The sequence below is a fragment of the Paenibacillus spongiae genome (assembly GCF_024734895.1).
Lineage (GTDB): Bacteria > Bacillota > Bacilli > Paenibacillales > Paenibacillaceae > Paenibacillus_Z > Paenibacillus_Z spongiae.
In genome coordinates this window covers 7,169,066-7,187,636 of the sequence record NZ_CP091430.1, presented here as the reverse complement: position 1 = coordinate 7,187,636, position 18,571 = coordinate 7,169,066, and the positions used below count along the sequence as shown (strand labels likewise).

18 protein-coding genes are annotated in these 18,571 nt (G+C 53.3%); 15 read left to right on the top strand and 3 right to left on the bottom strand.

What is annotated here, in order from left to right; genetic code table 11:
- The first annotated feature begins 4 nt into the window (after positions 1–4).
- The 5 genes from L1F29_RS32285 (at position 5) to L1F29_RS32265 (ending at position 5,124) form a co-directional block, all read left to right on the top strand.
- Positions 5–970, top strand: coding sequence for an ABC transporter ATP-binding protein (locus L1F29_RS32285; RefSeq protein WP_258386059.1), 966 nt, complete (start codon positions 5–7; stop codon positions 968–970).
- A 348-nt stretch (positions 971–1,318) separates the two neighbouring features.
- Positions 1,319–2,008 (top strand): DNA alkylation repair protein, encoded by a 690-nt coding sequence (locus L1F29_RS32280; protein WP_258386058.1) that lies wholly within the window; start codon positions 1,319–1,321, stop codon positions 2,006–2,008.
- A gap of 140 nt (positions 2,009–2,148) precedes the next feature.
- A complete protein-coding gene (locus L1F29_RS32275; RefSeq protein WP_258386057.1) occupies positions 2,149–2,973 on the top strand; it encodes an alpha/beta hydrolase in 825 nt (274 codons plus the stop codon).
- Between the two features lie 360 nt (positions 2,974–3,333).
- Positions 3,334–4,650, top strand: coding sequence for a beta-N-acetylhexosaminidase (gene nagZ, locus L1F29_RS32270; protein ID WP_258386056.1), 1,317 nt, complete (start codon positions 3,334–3,336; stop codon positions 4,648–4,650).
- A 315-nt stretch (positions 4,651–4,965) separates the two neighbouring features.
- Positions 4,966–5,124 (top strand): YczO family protein, encoded by a 159-nt coding sequence (locus L1F29_RS32265; RefSeq protein WP_309252358.1) that lies wholly within the window; start codon positions 4,966–4,968, stop codon positions 5,122–5,124.
- Positions 5,125–5,297: 173 nt separating this feature from the next.
- Here L1F29_RS32265 and L1F29_RS32260 read toward each other — a convergent pair whose 3' ends face one another.
- Positions 5,298–6,443, bottom strand: a complete 1,146-nt coding sequence (locus L1F29_RS32260; protein WP_258386055.1) for an ATP-binding protein — start codon at positions 6,441–6,443, stop codon at positions 5,298–5,300.
- Between the two features lie 238 nt (positions 6,444–6,681).
- Here L1F29_RS32260 and L1F29_RS32255 point away from each other — a divergent pair, with 238 nt between their 5' ends.
- The 4 genes from L1F29_RS32255 (at position 6,682) to L1F29_RS32240 (ending at position 8,785) form a co-directional block, all read left to right on the top strand.
- On the top strand, positions 6,682–7,269 hold the full coding sequence (locus L1F29_RS32255) for a TetR/AcrR family transcriptional regulator (protein WP_258386054.1): 588 nt from the start codon (positions 6,682–6,684) through the stop codon (positions 7,267–7,269).
- 9 nt (positions 7,270–7,278) lie between these two features.
- Positions 7,279–7,665: a DMT family transporter gene (locus tag L1F29_RS32250; protein WP_258386053.1), complete on the top strand. Its 387-nt coding sequence runs from the start codon at positions 7,279–7,281 to the stop codon at positions 7,663–7,665.
- 43 nt (positions 7,666–7,708) lie between these two features.
- Positions 7,709–8,032, top strand: coding sequence for a DMT family transporter (locus L1F29_RS32245; RefSeq protein ID WP_258386052.1), 324 nt, complete (start codon positions 7,709–7,711; stop codon positions 8,030–8,032).
- 72 nt (positions 8,033–8,104) lie between these two features.
- Positions 8,105–8,785 carry a serine/threonine-protein kinase gene (locus L1F29_RS32240; protein ID WP_258386051.1) on the top strand — a complete coding sequence of 227 codons (681 nt, stop codon included), beginning with the start codon at positions 8,105–8,107 and terminating at the stop codon, positions 8,783–8,785.
- 78 nt (positions 8,786–8,863) lie between these two features.
- Here L1F29_RS32240 and L1F29_RS32235 read toward each other — a convergent pair whose 3' ends face one another.
- Positions 8,864–9,499 carry a DsbA family oxidoreductase gene (locus L1F29_RS32235; protein WP_258386050.1) on the bottom strand — a complete coding sequence of 212 codons (636 nt, stop codon included), beginning with the start codon at positions 9,497–9,499 and terminating at the stop codon, positions 8,864–8,866.
- A gap of 111 nt (positions 9,500–9,610) precedes the next feature.
- Between L1F29_RS32235 and L1F29_RS32230 the strand changes: the two genes are divergently transcribed.
- The 4 genes from L1F29_RS32230 to L1F29_RS32215 all read left to right on the top strand — a co-directional run bounded on the left by L1F29_RS32230 (position 9,611) and on the right by L1F29_RS32215 (position 14,265).
- Positions 9,611–10,459 carry a DUF72 domain-containing protein gene (locus tag L1F29_RS32230; protein WP_258386049.1) on the top strand — a complete coding sequence of 283 codons (849 nt, stop codon included), beginning with the start codon at positions 9,611–9,613 and terminating at the stop codon, positions 10,457–10,459.
- Positions 10,460–10,697: 238 nt separating this feature from the next.
- Positions 10,698–11,123: an RrF2 family transcriptional regulator gene (locus L1F29_RS32225; RefSeq protein ID WP_258386048.1), complete on the top strand. Its 426-nt coding sequence runs from the start codon at positions 10,698–10,700 to the stop codon at positions 11,121–11,123.
- Between the two features lie 105 nt (positions 11,124–11,228).
- Complete coding sequence (trxA, locus tag L1F29_RS32220; protein ID WP_258386047.1) at positions 11,229–11,540, top strand: thioredoxin; 312 nt, start codon at positions 11,229–11,231, stop codon at positions 11,538–11,540.
- Positions 11,541–11,910: 370 nt separating this feature from the next.
- Positions 11,911–14,265, top strand: a complete 2,355-nt coding sequence (locus tag L1F29_RS32215) for an S-layer homology domain-containing protein (RefSeq protein WP_258386046.1) — start codon at positions 11,911–11,913, stop codon at positions 14,263–14,265.
- 722 nt (positions 14,266–14,987) lie between these two features.
- Here the strand turns inward: L1F29_RS32215 and L1F29_RS32210 are convergent.
- A complete protein-coding gene (locus tag L1F29_RS32210; RefSeq protein ID WP_258386045.1) occupies positions 14,988–16,226 on the bottom strand; it encodes an IS3 family transposase in 1,239 nt (412 codons plus the stop codon).
- 268 nt (positions 16,227–16,494) lie between these two features.
- Here L1F29_RS32210 and L1F29_RS32205 point away from each other — a divergent pair, with 268 nt between their 5' ends.
- A complete protein-coding gene (locus L1F29_RS32205) occupies positions 16,495–17,166 on the top strand; it encodes a response regulator transcription factor (RefSeq protein ID WP_258386044.1) in 672 nt (223 codons plus the stop codon).
- The gene (locus tag L1F29_RS32200) at positions 17,163–18,569 is read left to right on the top strand and encodes a HAMP domain-containing sensor histidine kinase (protein ID WP_258386043.1); all 1,407 of its coding nucleotides are present in this window, start codon (positions 17,163–17,165) and stop codon (positions 18,567–18,569) included. Before L1F29_RS32205 ends, L1F29_RS32200 begins: the two co-directional genes overlap by 4 nt.
- Positions 18,570–18,571: the final 2 nt, after the last annotated feature.

Sequence of the window (18,571 nt, the reverse complement as noted above, 5' to 3'; positions counted from 1 at the left end):
TCGTATGAATGGAACTTCCGCGCCTTTAGTGGAAATCGAAGGGCTTAGCAAACATTTTCAAGTGGCTAACGGACAGACGCTTAAGGCCGTTAACGATCTGACGCTCGGCATCCGCAAGGGCGAGACGCTTGGCGTCGTGGGTGAATCCGGCTGCGGCAAATCTACGGCCGGCCGGACGATTCTGCGGTTATATGAGCCGACGGCGGGTATCGTTAATTTTAACGGTCAGAATATCTATAAGATGAGAGGGAACAAGCTGAAGGAGCTGCGCCGTCAGATGCAGATGGTGTTTCAGGATCCGTACGCTTCGCTCAATCCGCGCTGGTCGGTGGAGAACATTATCGCAGAACCGCTCGACCTGCATAATTTGGCCGGCAGCCGCAAGGAGCGCCGGATGAAGGTGGAGAGCCTTCTCGAGCGCGTTGGACTCCAGTCTTCGCATGCGGACCGTTATCCGCATGAATTCTCAGGCGGTCAGCGCCAGCGTATCGGGATTGCCCGGGCGCTCGCGGTTGATCCGCAATTCATCGTATGCGACGAGCCGATCTCGGCGCTCGACGTTTCGATTCAAGCTCAGATTGTTAACCTGCTGAAGGAGCTTCAGAACGACGAAGGTCTCACGTATATGTTCATTGCCCACGACTTGGCGATGGTGAAGCATATCAGTGACCGGGTGGCGGTTATGTATCTCGGTAAGCTGGTTGAGCTTGCGGACAGCGCCGATCTGTATGCCGATGCGCAGCATCCTTATACACAAGCGCTGCTGTCTTCGATTCCGGTTCCGGATCCGGACATCGAAGCCCGTAAAGAACGGATCGTGCTCAAGGGTGATATTCCGAGCCCGATCAATCCGCCGAGCGGATGTCCGTTCCGCACGCGTTGTCCGGTTGCGACCGAACGCTGTGCGGCCGAGATGCCGCAGCTGCGCGAAGTAAAGCCGGGCCATCTGGCGGCTTGCCACTACGCTTAATTGTAGGATTGGAAGACCGCATCATCCTTACCGATGATGCGGTTTTTTGTGTGTTGCGGACACGGAATACCTTATTCTTAGGATTCGGCTTCTTTTTATATCGTTGTGGACATCAGAACCTCTATTTGTAGTAATCGCAGGGATTCGGGGCTACTCCAGCACTAATAACGTCTCTCGTGTCCGTAATCTTGCAGAAACCTTCAAGAATCCCCAGTAACGTATTTGGTGTCCGTTAACTATTGAACTCGGGCGGTGATGTGGGTTCCGATCTGTGTTTGGAAGCCTATTGAATATAGTGTACACTTAATGGAGTTAATCGGAATAATGGACGATCGGGGTGGGGAAAAGATGAATAGCGCCTATGTGAATCAGCTGGAAGAGTGGCTGCGCAGTGAGGCGAATCCGGAGAATGCGGGCCCTATGTCCGCTTATATGCGGAATTTGTTTCCGTTCCTTGGTTTGAAGAATCCGGAGCGGGTCATTCTGACAAGGTCTTTCCTGCTCGAATACGGGATGCCGGCGGATGACGAGCTGGAGCGGGTTGTGCGCGAGCTGTGGCTGCTTCCGGAACGGGAGTTTCACTATACGGCCATGCAGCTGTTGGAGAAGCGGTTGAAGCAGTCGGAGCCGGAATGGATTGAACTGCTGCAGTGGATGATCACGGAAAAATCATGGTGGGATACCGTAGATCTGATCGCCGGCAAGCTTGTCGGCGGGCTGTTTACCCGGTACCCGGAGCTCATTCCGGTATATACGGATATGTGGATTGCTTCAGACAATCTATGGCTGCGAAGAAGCGCCATCTTATTTCAGCTCCACTATAAGGACAATACGGATCAGGAGCTTTTATTTGAATATATCCGACGATGCGAAGGTGAAGAGGAGTTCTTTATCCGCAAAGCGATTGGCTGGGCGCTGCGGGAATATTCGAAGACGAATAAGGAGGCCGTCATCCGGTTCGTCTCCGAGACGGAGCTGTCACCGCTCAGCGTGCGCGAAGCCTTGAAGTGGGTGAAGGCGAAGGAAGCCAAGGCATAGCCGGCATACATAGTGAATAACAGGGTATGGGGCTCGGCGTCAGGAAGGGTCAAAAAACGTTTGACGGACATTGAATAGCATGGTAAACTTATAACCAAGTAAACTAGTATGAATTATAGGAATAAAGGCGGTGCCCAAGTATGAATCATCCCATAACGATCAAGAGCGGCGATGTGCATCTATCCGGCGTCCTGCAGTATCCCGCGTCCGATAATGAAGACCGGTGGAAGAAGAAGTTCCCGATCATCATCATTTGCCACGGGTTTATCGGCAACCGCATCGGCACGGATCGGCTGTTCGTCGAGGCTGCAGAGCAGCTGACAGGCAGCGGCTACCTTGTCCTCCGTTTCGATTATGGCGGCTGCGGCGAGAGTACGGGAGATTACGGGAGCGGCGGACTTGATGCCCTCATCGATCAGACGCGGACCGTCATTGATTATGCGGCTGGCCTGGATTTGGTTGATCCCGATCGGATCATGCTGCTCGGACACAGCTTGGGCGGGGCTGTGGCGGTTCTGACCGCGGCGCGGGACAGCCGGGTGAAATCGCTCGTGCTCTGGGCGCCGGTCGCGCACCCCTATATGGATATACGCAACATTATCGGGAAACAAGCGGTCGCAGAAATCGAGAAGACAGGCAAAACGGATTATTTGCATTACGAGCTTACGCAGCATTTCATTAATTCATTGGTGGAATATCAGCCGCTCACGGAGCTGCGCGGCTACAGCGGAGACGTGCTGATCGTGCATGGTACGGCCGACACGGTCGTTCCGGTCGACTATTGCTTCCTCTATCAGAAGACCTTCTGGCTGCGCAAGGAGGGCTGCTGCGACAAGGAAGTCATCATGCAGGCGGACCACACCTTCTCCTCGAAATCGGCGCGGGACCAAGCGTTCCAATTTACGCTCCGCTGGATTGAATCGCTCGGCAAGCGCCGTTCGGATTGGAGCTATTGGACGATTTAATGCCATGAAACAGATAGATTGATTGCGAAATGCTTTGCCATTATGGGGTAACCATAGCGGCAAGGCGTTTTTGCCGTTCATCCGAATGCGTCCTAGCTGCGGAGAAGAGACGCATATAAACAAGGTTAATCATTCATGCCACTAAAGTTCACAATCGCATGTGGATAATGTTGATTAATTGTTAGTAAGTATGTGGATAAGGTGTGATGATAAAGTTATCCACATGTCGATAGATTTTATTCGATCTCGGAGGCATGTGCTGTGGATTGGGGAGAATGAAACGGAATGCATGAAGTTATATAATGATAGGATCAAGGCTATGAATAGGCTGAGTGTTGAGAGCCGAAAGCGAGGTGCAGCGTGAAGAAACGCCAATTATGGATTATCGCAGCCGTGCTTCTTATATGCATGGTTGCTGCCGGATGCGCGAAGAGCGGCAATCCGACGCCGGATAACGGCGGAAAACCGACACCACCGGGAGAAGTCCGTCCGCAGCCGGAAGAGCAGCCTCCTGCCGGAACGGATAATAAGGGGAATAACAACGGCGATAGCGCACAAGGAAGCGATGAGCCGGAGAATAACGCTTTCCAGCAAGTATTGGCGAAGATGTCGCTTGACCAGAAGATCGGCCAGCTCATCATAGCCGGTGTGGATGGGACCGCTGCGAATAACCAGGACAAGCGAATGATCGCCGAGCAGCATGTGGGCGGCATCATTTTCTACAAAGATAATCTGGCTTCACCAAAAGCGGTCATTACGTACATCAACCAGTTGAAAGAATGGAATAAAGCAAGTGCGGCACCGCTCATTCTGTCGGTAGATCAGGAGGGCGGCAAGGTTAGCCGGCTTCCCGGGCTGGAACGGCTGCCTTCCGCGGCGGCGATTGGCGCAACGGGGAAAGTGCCGTTCGCCTCGGCGGTAGGTTCGCTGCTCGGACGGGAAGCGGAAGCCATGGGGCTTAATATGGACTATGCCCCGGTCCTTGATATTAACAGCAACCCGGATAATCCGGTTATCGGCACGCGCTCTTACGGGGCGACCGCAAAGGTAGTGACGAGCATGGGGATGGCGGTTATGAGCGCTATTCGCAACGAGGGCGTAATTCCGGTCGTGAAGCATTTTCCGGGGCATGGAGATACCTCAGTGGACTCTCATCTGGAGCTGCCGGTCGTGCACAAGAATCTGGAGCAGTTAAAGGAATTTGAATGGAAGCCGTTCGCTGAAGCGATCGGACAGGGGGCCGATGCCGTCATGGTGGCCCACATTCTGTTCCCGAAGATAGATGAGGACTATCCTTCCTCGTTGTCGAAGACGATTATAACGGATCACTTGCGCGGAACGCTCGGATTCGAAGGGGTGGTCATGACCGATGACATGACGATGGGCGCCATTGCCCAAAATTACGGCATTGGCGAAGCGGCCGTCCGTACGGTCATGGCAGGTAGCGATATTGTGCTGGTAGCCCATGAGTACGGCAATGTCGATAAGGTCATCCAGGCTCTGAAGCAGAGCGTAACCAAGGGAGAGCTAACCGAACAGCGGATCGATGAGAGCGTGATGCGGATACTGGAGCTGAAGCAGCGCTACAAGTTGAATGACGAGCCGGTCGCTTCGCCGTCATTGAGTAAGTTGAATGCGGATATCCGCAGCGTGTTGAAGCAGTATACGAGTGGATAGGGATAGGCGGGAGCTATAGCGTGATCCGGCCGGTCCGCGTCAGCGCACGGGCGTCTGTAACGGCCCAAAAAAGGTCTTACAGAAGCGCCGCAGCAGGGCGGCGGGGTCTGTAAGACCGAAAAAGGGCGTTACAGCGTGATCCGGCCGGTCCGCGTCAGCGCACGGGCGTCTGTAACGCCCAAAAAGGTCTTACTGCTTGCGAATCTATCGCCCGGGCGGGGCGAGCCTGAGCCGGTCTCCTCAATCTTCCTTGTTTGGGCATAACGCCCCGGAGGTATGTAAGTAGTACAAGTTGGCGAGCAGAGGTGAACAGATATGGCGAACGAGAAGGACAGGGCAACCCGCGTCGATCCCAAGAACAATCGGGACCATCCGGAGCAGTATCCGACGGATGAGCCCAGCCTGTTCGATGTGTGGGAAAGTCAGAAGAATGTCAACCCGGTCCCGATGGAGGATCTGAAGCCCGACAAGTAAGAGGAGAAGCGCCAGACGCATACGAAGAACGAATCCTCCAGTCAGAAGAAATATCATTCGGGATTCGGAGAAGGTTAACGATACGAAAGAATAGCAGCATTAAAAAGAAGCCGAGGGCAGGCGGGAATCCGTTCAAGCCCGAGGCTTCTTTGATGTTTGACCTGCCTGTTCTGTTATACGTGCACCCGAAGGGTTAGCTGTGGATACATCGCCGAACGTTCTGCAATCATCTTCTCCACCGTCTCCCGATCGAACGCGGAGCTGAACAGTTCCGGGTCCGGCTCGAAGGTCACGCTTGTTCCCGTCTCGCCTGTCGTGCCAACCGGAGTCAGCGCACTGCGCGGGATGCCGTGGCTGTAGTCCTGGCGAATAATCGAGCCGTCCCATCTCGTCTCGACCTGCAGGTGGAGCGACAGGGCATTGACAACTGCAATGCTAATTCCTTTCTCTCCGCCCGGCACGGTGTAGGACGCGCCGGTTGCGGTTCGGTTATGCAGATCGGTCATGACGGTCTGGAGCCAGGAACGATCGGTATCCGCCCCGGGGAACGCGCGGGCTGGAATGCCGCGTCCATTGTCCGCTACCGTCACCCTGGAATCGTCATGAATATAAATATTCACTTCCGTGCAATAGCCGGCATTGTGCTCCAATAGACTGTTCTCCAGCACAGCACCCAGCAGGGCATGCGGGTCGTGCTTGCCTTCCGTGCTGCCCAGGTATGCGGAAGAATTGCCGCGGACCTCGGTCATGTCCATATAATCGCTCGCATCGAGCAGGTCGGAAGCTGCGGCAAGAAGCAGCAGCAAAGGTAGCGTACGGTGGCGGGGAATTGAATATCGGCCGCCGCGGTCATCCTGCTGCAGCAGGTCGGCGCCGAGCAGCGCCTTCAGATGGTGGTACAGCTGACCGGTCGTCCCCATGTTCAGCCGTTCGACCAGCTCGGCCCCGCTCATAGGCTCCTGCAGGATCGTGCGGATAATATCGAGCCGCTGCTTATGCCCGAGCGCGCCTACCACTTTGGCTGCCTTTTCCCCGTCGGTGGACAAAATCTGGTTCACGGATCGCGATTTCGGCTCCCAGCGGAATCGGGCATTATCCTGGTTGTAGTGGCCGGAGTAATAAAGCTCGCCGGAGGAAGAGCTGGACTTATCGGTCTCGGCGGGCGTATACGCCGCAGCGGGTAGATCCTGACGGGCAGATGCTGCTCGGATTGCACCTGTATCGGCTGCTCCCGTCAGCTGTCTGACTTGCAGGGCAAGATCGGCGAGCTGTGTCTTCATGTCATCTAATTCAGCGGCGAAGTCTCTGGATGGAGTCATAAACATCACCTCATTGCAGTAATTACGTAATAACGTTATTACGTAATTAAATAGTAACATCGGATCCATCATTTGTAAATCTTTTCTTTGATGTGGAAATTCTGTATGGGGTGCTTATCTGGACCATTGACAACAGGCTGGGGAGAAGATAAAATTTCTTTCGGACTAACGATCGTTAGGTAAGTGGGCATGAGCCTCAACGGGACTTTGTTTTCATATAATCGCGGAGGGATTGGATATGACCGCTTCGAAATTGAAGCATGCAGCGTTAATGCTATTTACGGAGTCGGGCTATGAAGGGACTTCCATGTCTCAGATTGCTAAGGCTGTCGGGATTAAGACGCCGTCGATCTATGCCCATTTTGAATCGAAGGAGCAACTGTTCCTTGCATTGGTCGAGGATGTGATCCGGGAAGATTGCGGCCAATTCTTGAAGATTGTCAATCAGACTGCCGATTGGCCGCCGCTGGAACGGGTGCGGGCGGCTTTCCATTATTATTCCGGCCATGGGGAACCGACGCTGGAGAAATCATTCCTGAAAAGGACGATAATGGTGCCGCCCCGCCATCTGCGGGACCGGCTTCGTCAAGATTTCGACGGGCATGAGCGGTTTCTGACTAGTCATCTTGCTCCTCTCATCCAAGGTTGCATGACACATGGCGATGAGCTTGACGAAGAGGAAGAAAAGCGGCTGCTTGCATTGTTCTATGCGCTGGTGGATGGATTGATCGTGGAACGGGAGCTGTACGAGAAGGAGCTGTTTCTGGAAAGACAGGAGCAGCTGTGGAATTGGTTCTGTAAAGCAATAACTTGCAAGAGAGGATGAAAATTAAATATGGCATGGGTGTATTTGCTCGTGGGCGGCATGCTTGAGATCGGCTGGGCATTCGGGCTGCGCGCTTCGGAAGGATTTACGATTCTGCTGCCTTCCGTGCTGACGGTTATTATGCTGGCAGCCAGCTTCTATCTGTTCGCGAAGTCGATGCGGATCATCGAAGTCGGTACGGCCTATGCGGTCTTCACGGGGATCGGCACGGCAGGAACGGTGTTGATCGGAATGCTGCTGCTGAACGAGCCGGCGGATTGGCTGAGACTGTTTTTTGTGGCGCTGCTTGTCGGCGGCATTATCGGGCTCAAGATGATCTCGTCAGACGATAAGTCGGATAAAACCGGGGCGAAGCAGGAGGAAGCTTCGATTCAAGCGGCACAAGCCGATAATTGAACATTGATATTAGCACCAGAGTAAGGCAACGGAGGAATGACGAATGGCTTGGATCTATTTGCTGCTGTCCGGCATAGGTGAAATCAGCGGCGTTACTTGTATGAAATGGTCGGACGGATTTAAGAAGTGGAAAGGAACGGTCGGCGCTATTATTTCGGGCTTCTTCAGCTTTTATTTCTTATCGAAAGCGCTGCAGGAAATTCCGATCAGTACGGCTTACGGCGTATGGACCGGCATTGGCTCGGCCGGAAGCGTTCTGCTGGGCATGTATCTGTTCGGAGAGTCCAAGGACAGGCGGAAGCTGCTGTTTATCGGCATGATTATTGCCGGCGTTGCCGGCTTGCGGATCGTTGGGGGAGGGCATTAGTGCCGAGCCTGCGGCGATCTTTCTTTTTGCTGCAGTGCGGATTACAATGGTATGCAAGAGAAGATAATAATCGTGACTGAAGGGGCAAAATCGGACGTGATCAACCCTAACCAAATTCGCGAGTTCGCATCATGGGTAGAGCAATCGCTGCTTCCGGAGCTGGTGCTCGAAAGCGTGCATGACGGAGAGCCGATCATTGTCCGGCGTTACCCGGAGCAGTGGAGCAAGCTCGGAGCCGGCAATTATGCAGGCGTATTCGCGCATCCCCTTGCGGATGATCTCGTCGTCAAAGTATATACGCCCGGCCGGGGCGGCTTCGAGGACGAGGTTGAGGTGTACGGACGGCTCGGCGAGCACGCAGCCTACTCGCAATGTTATGATGCGAACGAAACCGGAGGCTTTCGGTATTTAATATTGAAACGGCTGAGAGGAAAGACGCTGTATCAATGCATCTTGGAGGGGATTCCGATTCCTGCCCGGGCCATTGAGGATGTAGATGAAGCGTTGGACTATGCACGGTCAAGAGGGCTTCGCCCCCACGATGTTCACGGGAAGAATATCATGATAAATGAAGGACGCGGATTTGTCGTGGATGTATCGGATTTTCTGAAGCAGGATGCTTGCACGATGTGGGACGATATGAAGAAAGCATATAAGCATCTCTACTTGCCCTATCTGTCGAAGCGGCCTGTTCCGATCCCGGAATGGATCATGGATGGCGTGCGCAAAGGCTATCGCTTGTTCAAGTCCTGAGCAAGGGCAAGCGAGCGCATGACCCTATAACAGAAGAAGCGGGCGCCTGCATCTGGCAGGGAGCCCGCTTCTTTTCGGTTATTCCGAGTTCTTCACGCGATGCATGAGCTCGACGAGCTTATCGGGCGGATAGGCTCCGGACAGCGCATATTTGTTATCAAAGATAAAGAAAGGCACTCCGGTAACGCCGATTCTCGACGCTGATTCCAGGTCGGCATTCACGGCATCCTCGCCGGCTCCTTGGCGGAGCTGCTCAAGGACGGCAGTGGCTTCCTCGCCCAACTCAGTTGCAATGGCTTCGATCTCCCCGAATAACGCAATATCCCGGCCTTCTTCGAAGTAAGCGCGGAATATGGCGTTTACGGCCCTTTCCTGAAGATCCGGCTTCAGCAGCGCGACGAACCGGTGCGCGAGCTTCGTATTCGGCATCCGCTGTACCCGGTCAAACCGGTATGTCAGTCCGACGGCTGCACCGGCGCTGGTTACCTGCTCCGTAGCTTGCTGCACGCGGGAGCTGTCTCCCATCTTCTGTGTCATGGCTTGCTTGAACGGAAGACCTTCGGGAGGCAGATCCGGATCAAGCTGGAAGGCACGGAACGTAATTTCGGCAGGCTCGCCGCCCTCGCTCGCCCATAGCTCGAGCGCTTTATTCAAATTCTGCTTGCCGATTCGGCACCAGGGACATACCATATCGGAATAGATATCGATTTTCATGTGTGATCATTCCTTACTCTTATCGATTTGGAACCTCATTTTCATGCTAAATCAGTTTGCATTCGATTGCAAGTCAGGTTTCTTCATCAACTTTAGAGAGGGGGAGTGAGCGTGATCGCAATTGGCCTTGCCGGCTGGGGGGATCATGACGAGCTCTACAATCCCGGCGTAAGAGCGGGCGATAAATTAACGCATTACGCCAAACATTTTCCAGTCGTTGAAGTGGACTCGACGTACTACGCCATTCCGGCTGCGGAGACTTGCAGGAAATGGGCAGACATGACGCCGGCATCGTTCTCCTTCATTGTCAAGGCCTACAAAGGGCTTACCGGTCATGACCGCCGCCAACCAAGCCTCGCGGAGCTGGAGGCAGCGATGCGCTCATTCCTCGAATCGGTTCAGCCCTTCTGGGAGGCCGGCAAGCTGAAGGCGATATTATGTCAATATCCGCCCTGGTTTGACTGTACCCGGGACAACGTCGAGGTTCTAAGGGAGACGAAGCGCATGATCGGTCATTTGCCGGCGGCACTGGAATTTAGGCATGAAAGCTGGTTTTCAGATGCATACCGGACGAAGACGCTGCACTTTATGAAGCGTGAAGGCTGGATCCACAGCATATGCGACGAGCCCCAAGTGCCTCCCTTTTCAGTGCCGACCGTTCTTCAAGCAACCGATGCCGAGGTGACGATGGTGCGCATGCATGGACGCAATATATCCGGTTGGAGCAAACGCGGAGATCCGAACTGGCGTGCTGTCCGTTACTTATATCGTTACAGCAGGGACGAGCTTCGGGAATGGGCGGACCGTCTGCGCTTACTCGAACAGGAGAGCAAAGAGGTCTATGTCGTGTTCAACAACAATTCCGGAGGCGATGCGGCCGCCAATGCGAAGGAATTGATGAACTTGCTTCATATGGACACCTTACCGATGGCCCCGCGGCAGCTGGATCTGTTCGAATAGCCTTATCACGGGAAGAATCATGAAGAAGAAACGGTGAAACGGTGTTTGACTTGCCAGGTACGTGGTAATGGAAGGTGGGAGCGCAAGGTCGGCGGGCGTAAAATAAAGCCAGCATCTATTGGGGACGGCAGCGTCGAATAAAAAAGTGCCCCATTTCGCAAAATAGGAACCTGTCCGCATTGACAACGACAACTGTAACTGATATGATTACAGTACAAAGCGGGGGTGGCGGTTACACATGAATAGCGAATTTACGATAGCCGTACACAGCTTGGTTTACTTGGCCTATATACCGGATCGAATGGCATCCAGCGAGGCGATTGCCGAGAATGTGTCGACCAATCCGGCTCGGATCCGCAAGGTCATGAGCTGCTTGCGCAAGGCTGGTTATGTGGATACCCGCGAAGGTGCCGGCGGCGGATACCGGTTGACGCTCAATCCGGCTGTTGTAACCTTATCCGATGTGTATCGGCTGATGGCGCATGGGTCTCTTATTCCGAACTGGTGCTCAGGCAATCCGGAGATGGATTGCGTTGTCGGCTCCAATATGCAGGAGGTTATGCACGAGATTTTCTGCAAAGCGGAGAAACAGCTGGAAGCCTACTTTGGGAGCATTACCATTGCCGATGTGCTTGGACAAATTCACAGCTGCGAGGAATGCTGACTCTCTTATGCTGAAGCCGGCAAGAGAGGCAAGAATTGGTGTGATGGGTCTTTCCCTTCTCATACATGGAGAATAAATATTATTATACCGAGAGGATGATTTTCAATGGCAGTAGCATTGACGAAAGATACGTTCAAACAAAACATCGAGAGCGGCGTAACGCTCGTTGATTTCTGGGCGCCATGGTGCGGACCTTGTAAAATGCAGCTTCCGATCGTTGAAGAGCTTTCCGGCGAAATGGAAGGCCAAGCAACAATCGCGAAGATCAACGTTGACGAAGAGCCTGAAATCGCGTCCCAATTCGGCGTGATGAGCATTCCGACGCTGATTCTGTTCAAGGACGGACAGCCGGTAGACAAAATGGTCGGCCTGCAATCCAAAGACGCGCTCAAAAACAAAATCCAAGGCCAACTGTAAGACGGTTTGACCGCAGCTTGCAGCGGCCTAGAGGCAGAAGAATCCCTGCGCCAATATGGCGTAGGGATTCTTTGTGTGTACATAATCGGAATAACGGGATAGGCTGTCAATTGAGATTACGTGCCCTCACTGTCAGCGGCATTGCTCCATTTTCATTTTCAAATGGTCTGTATCGATGGCGGTGAATGCGGGCGAGTTGTTACATAACCTTGTACATCCAACTCGTATAGAAAAGCTGGTGCAGCCTATCGGATATATCGTATTCATCCGTATAATTACTTTGTTCAAAAAATCTATGTAACCCCTTGCAACTTTTCCTTCCAACCATGCGTCATAACTCCTGAATGGCAAACATTGGGGGGGAGAACGGATGAGTAAACGCAATAAACAATGGCTAGTCGCACTATCGACCGCGGTTGCGCTGAGCGCGGTAGTACCGGCGGCCGCCTATGCGGACAAAACAGCTCCCGGGGTACAGGCGGGTGCAGGGGACAGTTCTTCGGATTTACCGATTAAAACCGAGGTGACCGCGCCGGTGAATACGGCGATTACGAAGGAGAAAGCGATCGCGCTTGCCAAGAGCTACGTCAGCGTACCGGAAGACTATAAGCTTCAGAATGTAAGCCTGAACAGTCGTTTGGATATAACCAATACGAAACGCAATGTGTGGAACCTGTCCTTCGTAAAGACGGTCAACGGCAAACATAAAGGCAGCATCGAGGTGAGTCTCGATGCCGATAACGGCGATATGCTCGGATTCAATACGTATATTGACGATCCCGGCGCCAAGCCGTCTTATCCGCTTAAGGTAGACCGCGAGAAGGCGCAGGAAGTCGCACTCTTCTTCATTGCGAAGATGTCGCCTAAGCTGAAGGATCAGATCCGGCTTAACGCCGATTACGGCGCCGATGTTAAGCCGCCGCTGAACGGGCAGGTGCGGCATTTGCTGCGCTATGACCGGCTTGTGGGCGAGTTCCCGTTCGCGGACAACTACATTAATATCGAAGTGGATAGCGAGGGGCGCGTTCTAAGCTATCAGATCAATTGGAATAATGATGCCCAATTCGAACAAGCGAAGCCGGGGCTGTCGATGACGGAGGCGTTGGCGAAAATCCGCGAGGCGGCGAAGCTGGAGCTTGCGTATGTCGTTCCTTATCAAATGAAGCAGCCGCGCAAGCCAGTGCTCAGCTATGAGCTAGGGCCGGCCGTTCTGGATGCTGTAACCGGCAAGGTTCTGCAGCCTTCGGGCGATTCGCAGCAGGTTGCACCGGCCCCTCTCGCCGAGTCCGCGCTTGGAAGCAAGCCTGGCAGCGGGAAGAACTTGACGCGCGAGCAGGCGGCGCAGGCCGTGAAGGACAGCTTCACGATCCCGGCCGGAGCTGCTCAGGATCAAGCCAATTATAACGAATATACGGATGAAAACAGCGGAATTACGACAGCCGAATGGAATATAGGATGGACCTTGAAGGACGGGGATAAAGAAATCGGCAGCGTGAATGCATCCGTCGACAGCCGTACGGGCGTCATCCGGAATTTCTACTCGTATACGTGGCAGGAGCAATCCGGGCAATCGGCCAAGCGAATCTCATATGAGGATGCGCGTAAGAAAGCGGTTGACCTGGTGAAGAAGCAGCTGCCGTGGCTTGTCCAAGAGCTCTATCTGAGCGAGCCGAGCGAGGCGGAAATCAAGCGGATGAATGACGAGAAGTACGGCGAGTATTCGTTCCAATTCGTACACAAGGTGGGCGATGCCCGAGTCGATTACGATAATATCCGCGTGTCCATCGATGCTAACACCGGTGAGATCCGGAATTACTACGGCAATATTTCAACATTCGACTATCCGAAGCAAGCCCCGGCCGTCATAAGCCGTGATAAGGCTATGGATGCATGGTTAAACTACTATAAGCTGGAACTTACGTATGTGTTCGACTCCGAATTTATGTTGAACGGGCAGCCGATCTCGCGGGAGAAATACAATCTGATGGTAGCGTCAGGCGAGCTGAAGCCTAATGAAGGTCAGACGAAGACGAAGCTGGTTTACCGTCTGGTGCCCAAGGCGATCGACGAGCCTGTCTTCCTCGATGCGCAGACCGGCCAATGGCGCGATTACAGCACAGGCGATGCGGCATCGTTAGAGAAGCCGAAGGCAAACGATATTCACGGCCACTGGGCGCAGCGCGAGCTGGAGCTGATGGTAGCCTACAAGGCGCTTGACGTTGTCGACGGCAAAGTGCGTCCGAACCAGGTCATTACCCGCGGCGAGCTGATCAAGATGCTGGTGCTGTCCATGAACAGCGGCCGTCCGCCGATCATGTACGAAGGGGCTGCAGCCAAATCGAGCTTCGACGATGTGAGTGCAGACTCCAGCTACTTCGTGTATGTGCAAAATGCGCTGCAGCAAAACTTGATCGACCGCGGCGATGGCTCTTTCAATCCCGAGGGCAAGGTCGACCGTGAAGAGATGGCCGAGCTGATCGTCCGTGCATTGGGATACAACCCGCTTGCCGAGCGGAACGAGCTATTCAATATTACGTTCAAGGATGCGGCCAAAACGGAGCAGAAGGGTCAGGCAGCCATTGTCGTCGGCCTTGGCATCATGAGCCTCAAGGACGGCAATTTCGTGCCGGACCGTGAAGTGACCCGCGCAGAAGCGGCTGCCGCATTCTTCCGGTTCCTGAGCGTCAGCGCCGATCTGAAGGAAGCGCCGCTCCGCAACGATTAATGCGAATATAGAACAAGAAGATCCCGTTCACTGGTGAACGGGATCTTCTTTTTGAATAAGTACCCACAACTCAATTAGCCGCCAATGACGGTGCTCCATTTCTTTTTTACCCTCAAATCCGGGAAGTCCCTTGCCTCTAAACTTCCTGACTCAGGTAGTGAGCGTGTAGATGAGGGACGAATCGGTGCTCGTAGTATTTTGTTTGCCGACAAACATACGAACGTACATTCCTTTTTTATGGTATAATCGACGAATGGGGTGATCACGTGAATACGGCTTATTGGTTCAGAATCTATCCCAAATCTATCCCACAACAGAGCAAGAGAGCTGAAGCAGCAGAGGTAGCGGACACCAGAGACGCTATTCATGCGAATATAATTGTGGTCATTTGGTGCGAATAGAGGATCTGATGTCCGGACGGTTCGTCCATATAAGGTGTTTGTCACAAATAACGGATGCTATTTCCGTATACCGTATATTGAAAGTGGGCTGGAATGGACATCGGATGCGCTATTGTTGGATATGGAGCCGAATTGGAGAGGTAACGGATACTAGATCCGTAATTCATGCGATTATCGGAGGAAATGTGGTCATTTGGTGCGAATAGCGGATCTGATGTCCGGACGGTTCGTCCATATAAGGTGTTTGTCACAAATAACGGATGCTATCGGTTCAACCCCCTAATATTGGACACTAACCACGCTCATACTACCGAAATTACATCATAGCGCAATTTCTTTCGGTTTTAGTGCTCCGGAGGTAACCAAACGTAAGTATTCTTTGGGAGGCCAGTCTTTAAGACTGCCGTGAATACGATCATTGTTGTAATAACGAATGAATCGATCGACCTCAGCAAAAGCTTCTTCGTAACGTTCAAAGCAATTGCGGAGGTAACATTCCCTCTCCAAAATGCTGTGGAACGATTCAATATACGCGTTCTTATTTGGCGTTTGGTTCGGGATACGCTCATGCTCAACGCCTGCCTGCTCACAAAAGGCATAGAAGGCTTTGCTAATGAACTGAGGCCCATTGTCCGTCCGAATCACCAGCTTGTCAGCTTGCTCATGTATGTTACGTTTCAGTAAGGCTTTTTGTACCGTCCTTATGACATCACTTGTGCTGCATGTTTTGCCCCGATGGTACGCCACAATGGCACGGTCGAACACATCGATGATGCTTGCAAGGTAGAAGTGTCGGCGCATTCCGGCGATATACCCGTACTTAATATCCAACTGCCACAGTTGGTTCGGTCCTGTAACGGTCCGGTTATTCGCGATCTTTTTGGGTACGGAATGGCTTGTTTCTCGCTGTGGAGCAAGTAGGTGAAGTTCCTTGCAAAGCCGGTACACTTTCTTCTTGTTGATGACCAACCGGTATCTCCGACGCAACAAGACGGTCATTTTCCGGTAGCCAAAAGATGCGTTGAGCCCTTGAAACAGACGTCGTAAATACGTCTTTATCCGAATATCGCTGACAACTTTTCCTGTTTTATCGTACGAATAGCCCGGAATCGAACGTCCCGTACTTACAGGCTTCCGCCTTTCAGGATGCCGCAAGTGGTAGTAATACGTGGAGCGAGGCACATCACAGATTCGTAGCACTGTCCGAACGGGATGACCTCGTTCAATCCATGCTAGCGCTGTCTCCAGTCGGGGTGCTTTTTTTACCAGCTCTCTTAATATGCTGAGCTCTAATTCCTTCTCACCCAGCTGCTTGATCGCTTGGTCATATCGTTGCTGGAGCTCCTCCAGTTCGGCTGCATCTTGCTTTAGTTTTTCTGCATCGTCACGTTTCTTTGCCATCAGTTCGTCCACCTCATCCTGGTATTGCCGGACCCAGTTACTAAGCGTTTTTGGGGACATTCCGTGTTGACGTGCTACCACTTCTGTTCGATAACCGGATAACACTTCAACCACTAACTCCTTCTTCACTTGAACGGGGCACCGAAACCGTCTCTTCATGAACCTTCACCTGCTTATCTATTAGTGTATCTGAAGTGGGTGAAGTGTCCAAGTGGATTAGGGGGCTATATAGCTATGTCCGTATACCGTGTAATGAAAGTGGGCTGGAATGGACATCGGATGCGCTATTGGATATGGAGCCGAATTGGACTTGTAACGGACACTAGAGCCGTCATTCATGCGAAATCTAGGAAATGCACGAAATTTAACTTTCTTTTTGAATGAGGTTTCTCTATCATGGTTAGAAAAAACGAACGTGGTGAATGCAATGACGAATGTTCTCTATATTGAAGACGATTTGGAAATCGGCCGTTGGACGGCCGGCGATCTGGAGAAGCGCGGCTATACGGTGGAATGGCTGACCTCCGGCGAAGGCGCATCGGAGCGGGTGCATGCGGCGGATATTGTCGTGCTCGATGTGATGCTCCCGGGGCTGGACGGCTTCACGGTCGGGCAGCGCCTGAAGAAGGAAGCGCCGGGCGTGCCGGTCCTGATGCTGTCCGCCCGGTCGTCCGTTGACGATAAGCTGCAGGGGCTGCAGTTTGCCGACGACTATTTGACCAAGCCGTTTCACCCGGATGAGCTGGCGGCGAGGCTTGATGTGCTGCTTCGCCGGTTCGGGCAGACCGGGGGGCAGGAGGTAAGACTGGGCCATCTCGTCGTACGGCCGGATCAGCAGACGGTGACGGATAGCCGGACGGGCGAGGAAATACCGCTGACCGCCAAGCAGCTGCAAATTTTAATGTATTTTCTGAAGCATCCCAACCAAATTATGACCAAAGAGCAAATTTATGAAGCGGTCTGGGGGGAGCCCTACATGGAAGGCGACAAAACCGTCATGGTCCATATTCGTTATCTGCGGGAGCGAATCGAGCTGGACCCGGGCAATCCGACGATTATCGAGACGATCCGCGGGCTGGGCTACCGGGTGAAGCAATGAAGTTTTTTAAGCTGAAGAATTCGCTGCTTTCGAAGTATTTGCTTATTATTCTGATTGCCCTTGTGCTGCTTCCGTTTACATTCCCGATCATGATGGTTCTGATCTATTTGCCGATGACGCTCAGCGGCAATGATGCATTCATTGCCGAGAATGAGATGTATAAGGACGGCTTGAAGTTAGAGCGGATGTGGCATGCGGAGGCGGGCAAGCTGAAGGATGCGGAAGACTCCGAAATCGACCGCCGCCTGCGCGCGCTCAAGGAGAAGTATCCGAAGGCGGCCATGTTCTGGGTGGACGAGTCGGGAGCGACGCGCCTGCAGCTGCCGGCGAATCCTAAGCTTCCGAAGGTGTGGACGCCTTCGTATACGGTTCAATTCATGAAAGAGGGCTTTAACGGGAATCCGTTTACGATTGTAGCTTTCATCGGAGGCAAGCAGCAGGGCGGGTTCATGGTCTTCCAGCTGCCGCGCACGGTCATGAAGCCGGTGGGCCAGGACATTCAGGACAATTACAATACGATCTTTATAGGAGGCACCTTTCTCGTTCTGGGCTTATTCCTGTTTATTTCCCTGCTCTTCTTCTATCGGATCCGCAAGCGGCTCGTACGGCTGCAGACCGCGATGACCGAGCCGAGCGGAAGCGGAATTCCGGGTGCTGTCGACGTGCTGAATATGGATGAGATCGGCCGTCTGGAGAGCGCGTTCAACGGGATGGTCGAGAAGCTGGAGAGCAGCCGTCTGCGGGAGGCCGAGGAGGAAGCGCTTCGCAAGGAGCTGATTGCCAAGCTGTCGCATGATCTGCGTACCCCGCTAACGACGATCCGCAGCCATGCCTATAGTCTTCGAAGCGAGCCGCTGACGGAACGCGGCAAGGAATCGATTGATCTGATCGACCGCAAAATCGTCTATCTGAGTCAGCTGATCGAGAACCTTTTCTCCTACTCCCTGCTCTCGGCGGGCAAATACCCCTACCGTCCGCGCTCCTTCGATATTGTGCGGATGGCCAGGACGTCGTTCGCAGGCTGGTATCCGGTATTCGAGCAGGAAGGCTTCACGATCGAGCTTGATCTGCCGGAGGAGTCGGTCCACTGGACGGTCGATCCCGAGTGGCTGGAACGGGTGCTGGACAATTACTTCCAGAACGCGATACGCCACGCCAAGGCGGGCCGGTATGTCCGGCTGGAGGTAAGCGCCGAGTTGGGAGGCCGAATCGTCATCGCCGACCGCGGACCGGGGATGGGCGGCGACTCCAACGAGAAGGGCGCAGGGCTGGGCTTGTCGATCGCCTCGCTGATGCTGAAGGAAATGGGGCTTCGCAGCGAGGTTATAAGCGGCGAAACCGGAACGACCATTACGATCATGAAGGTAGAACGAATCGGCGTTAAGAGTCTCCAAACCACGTGAGC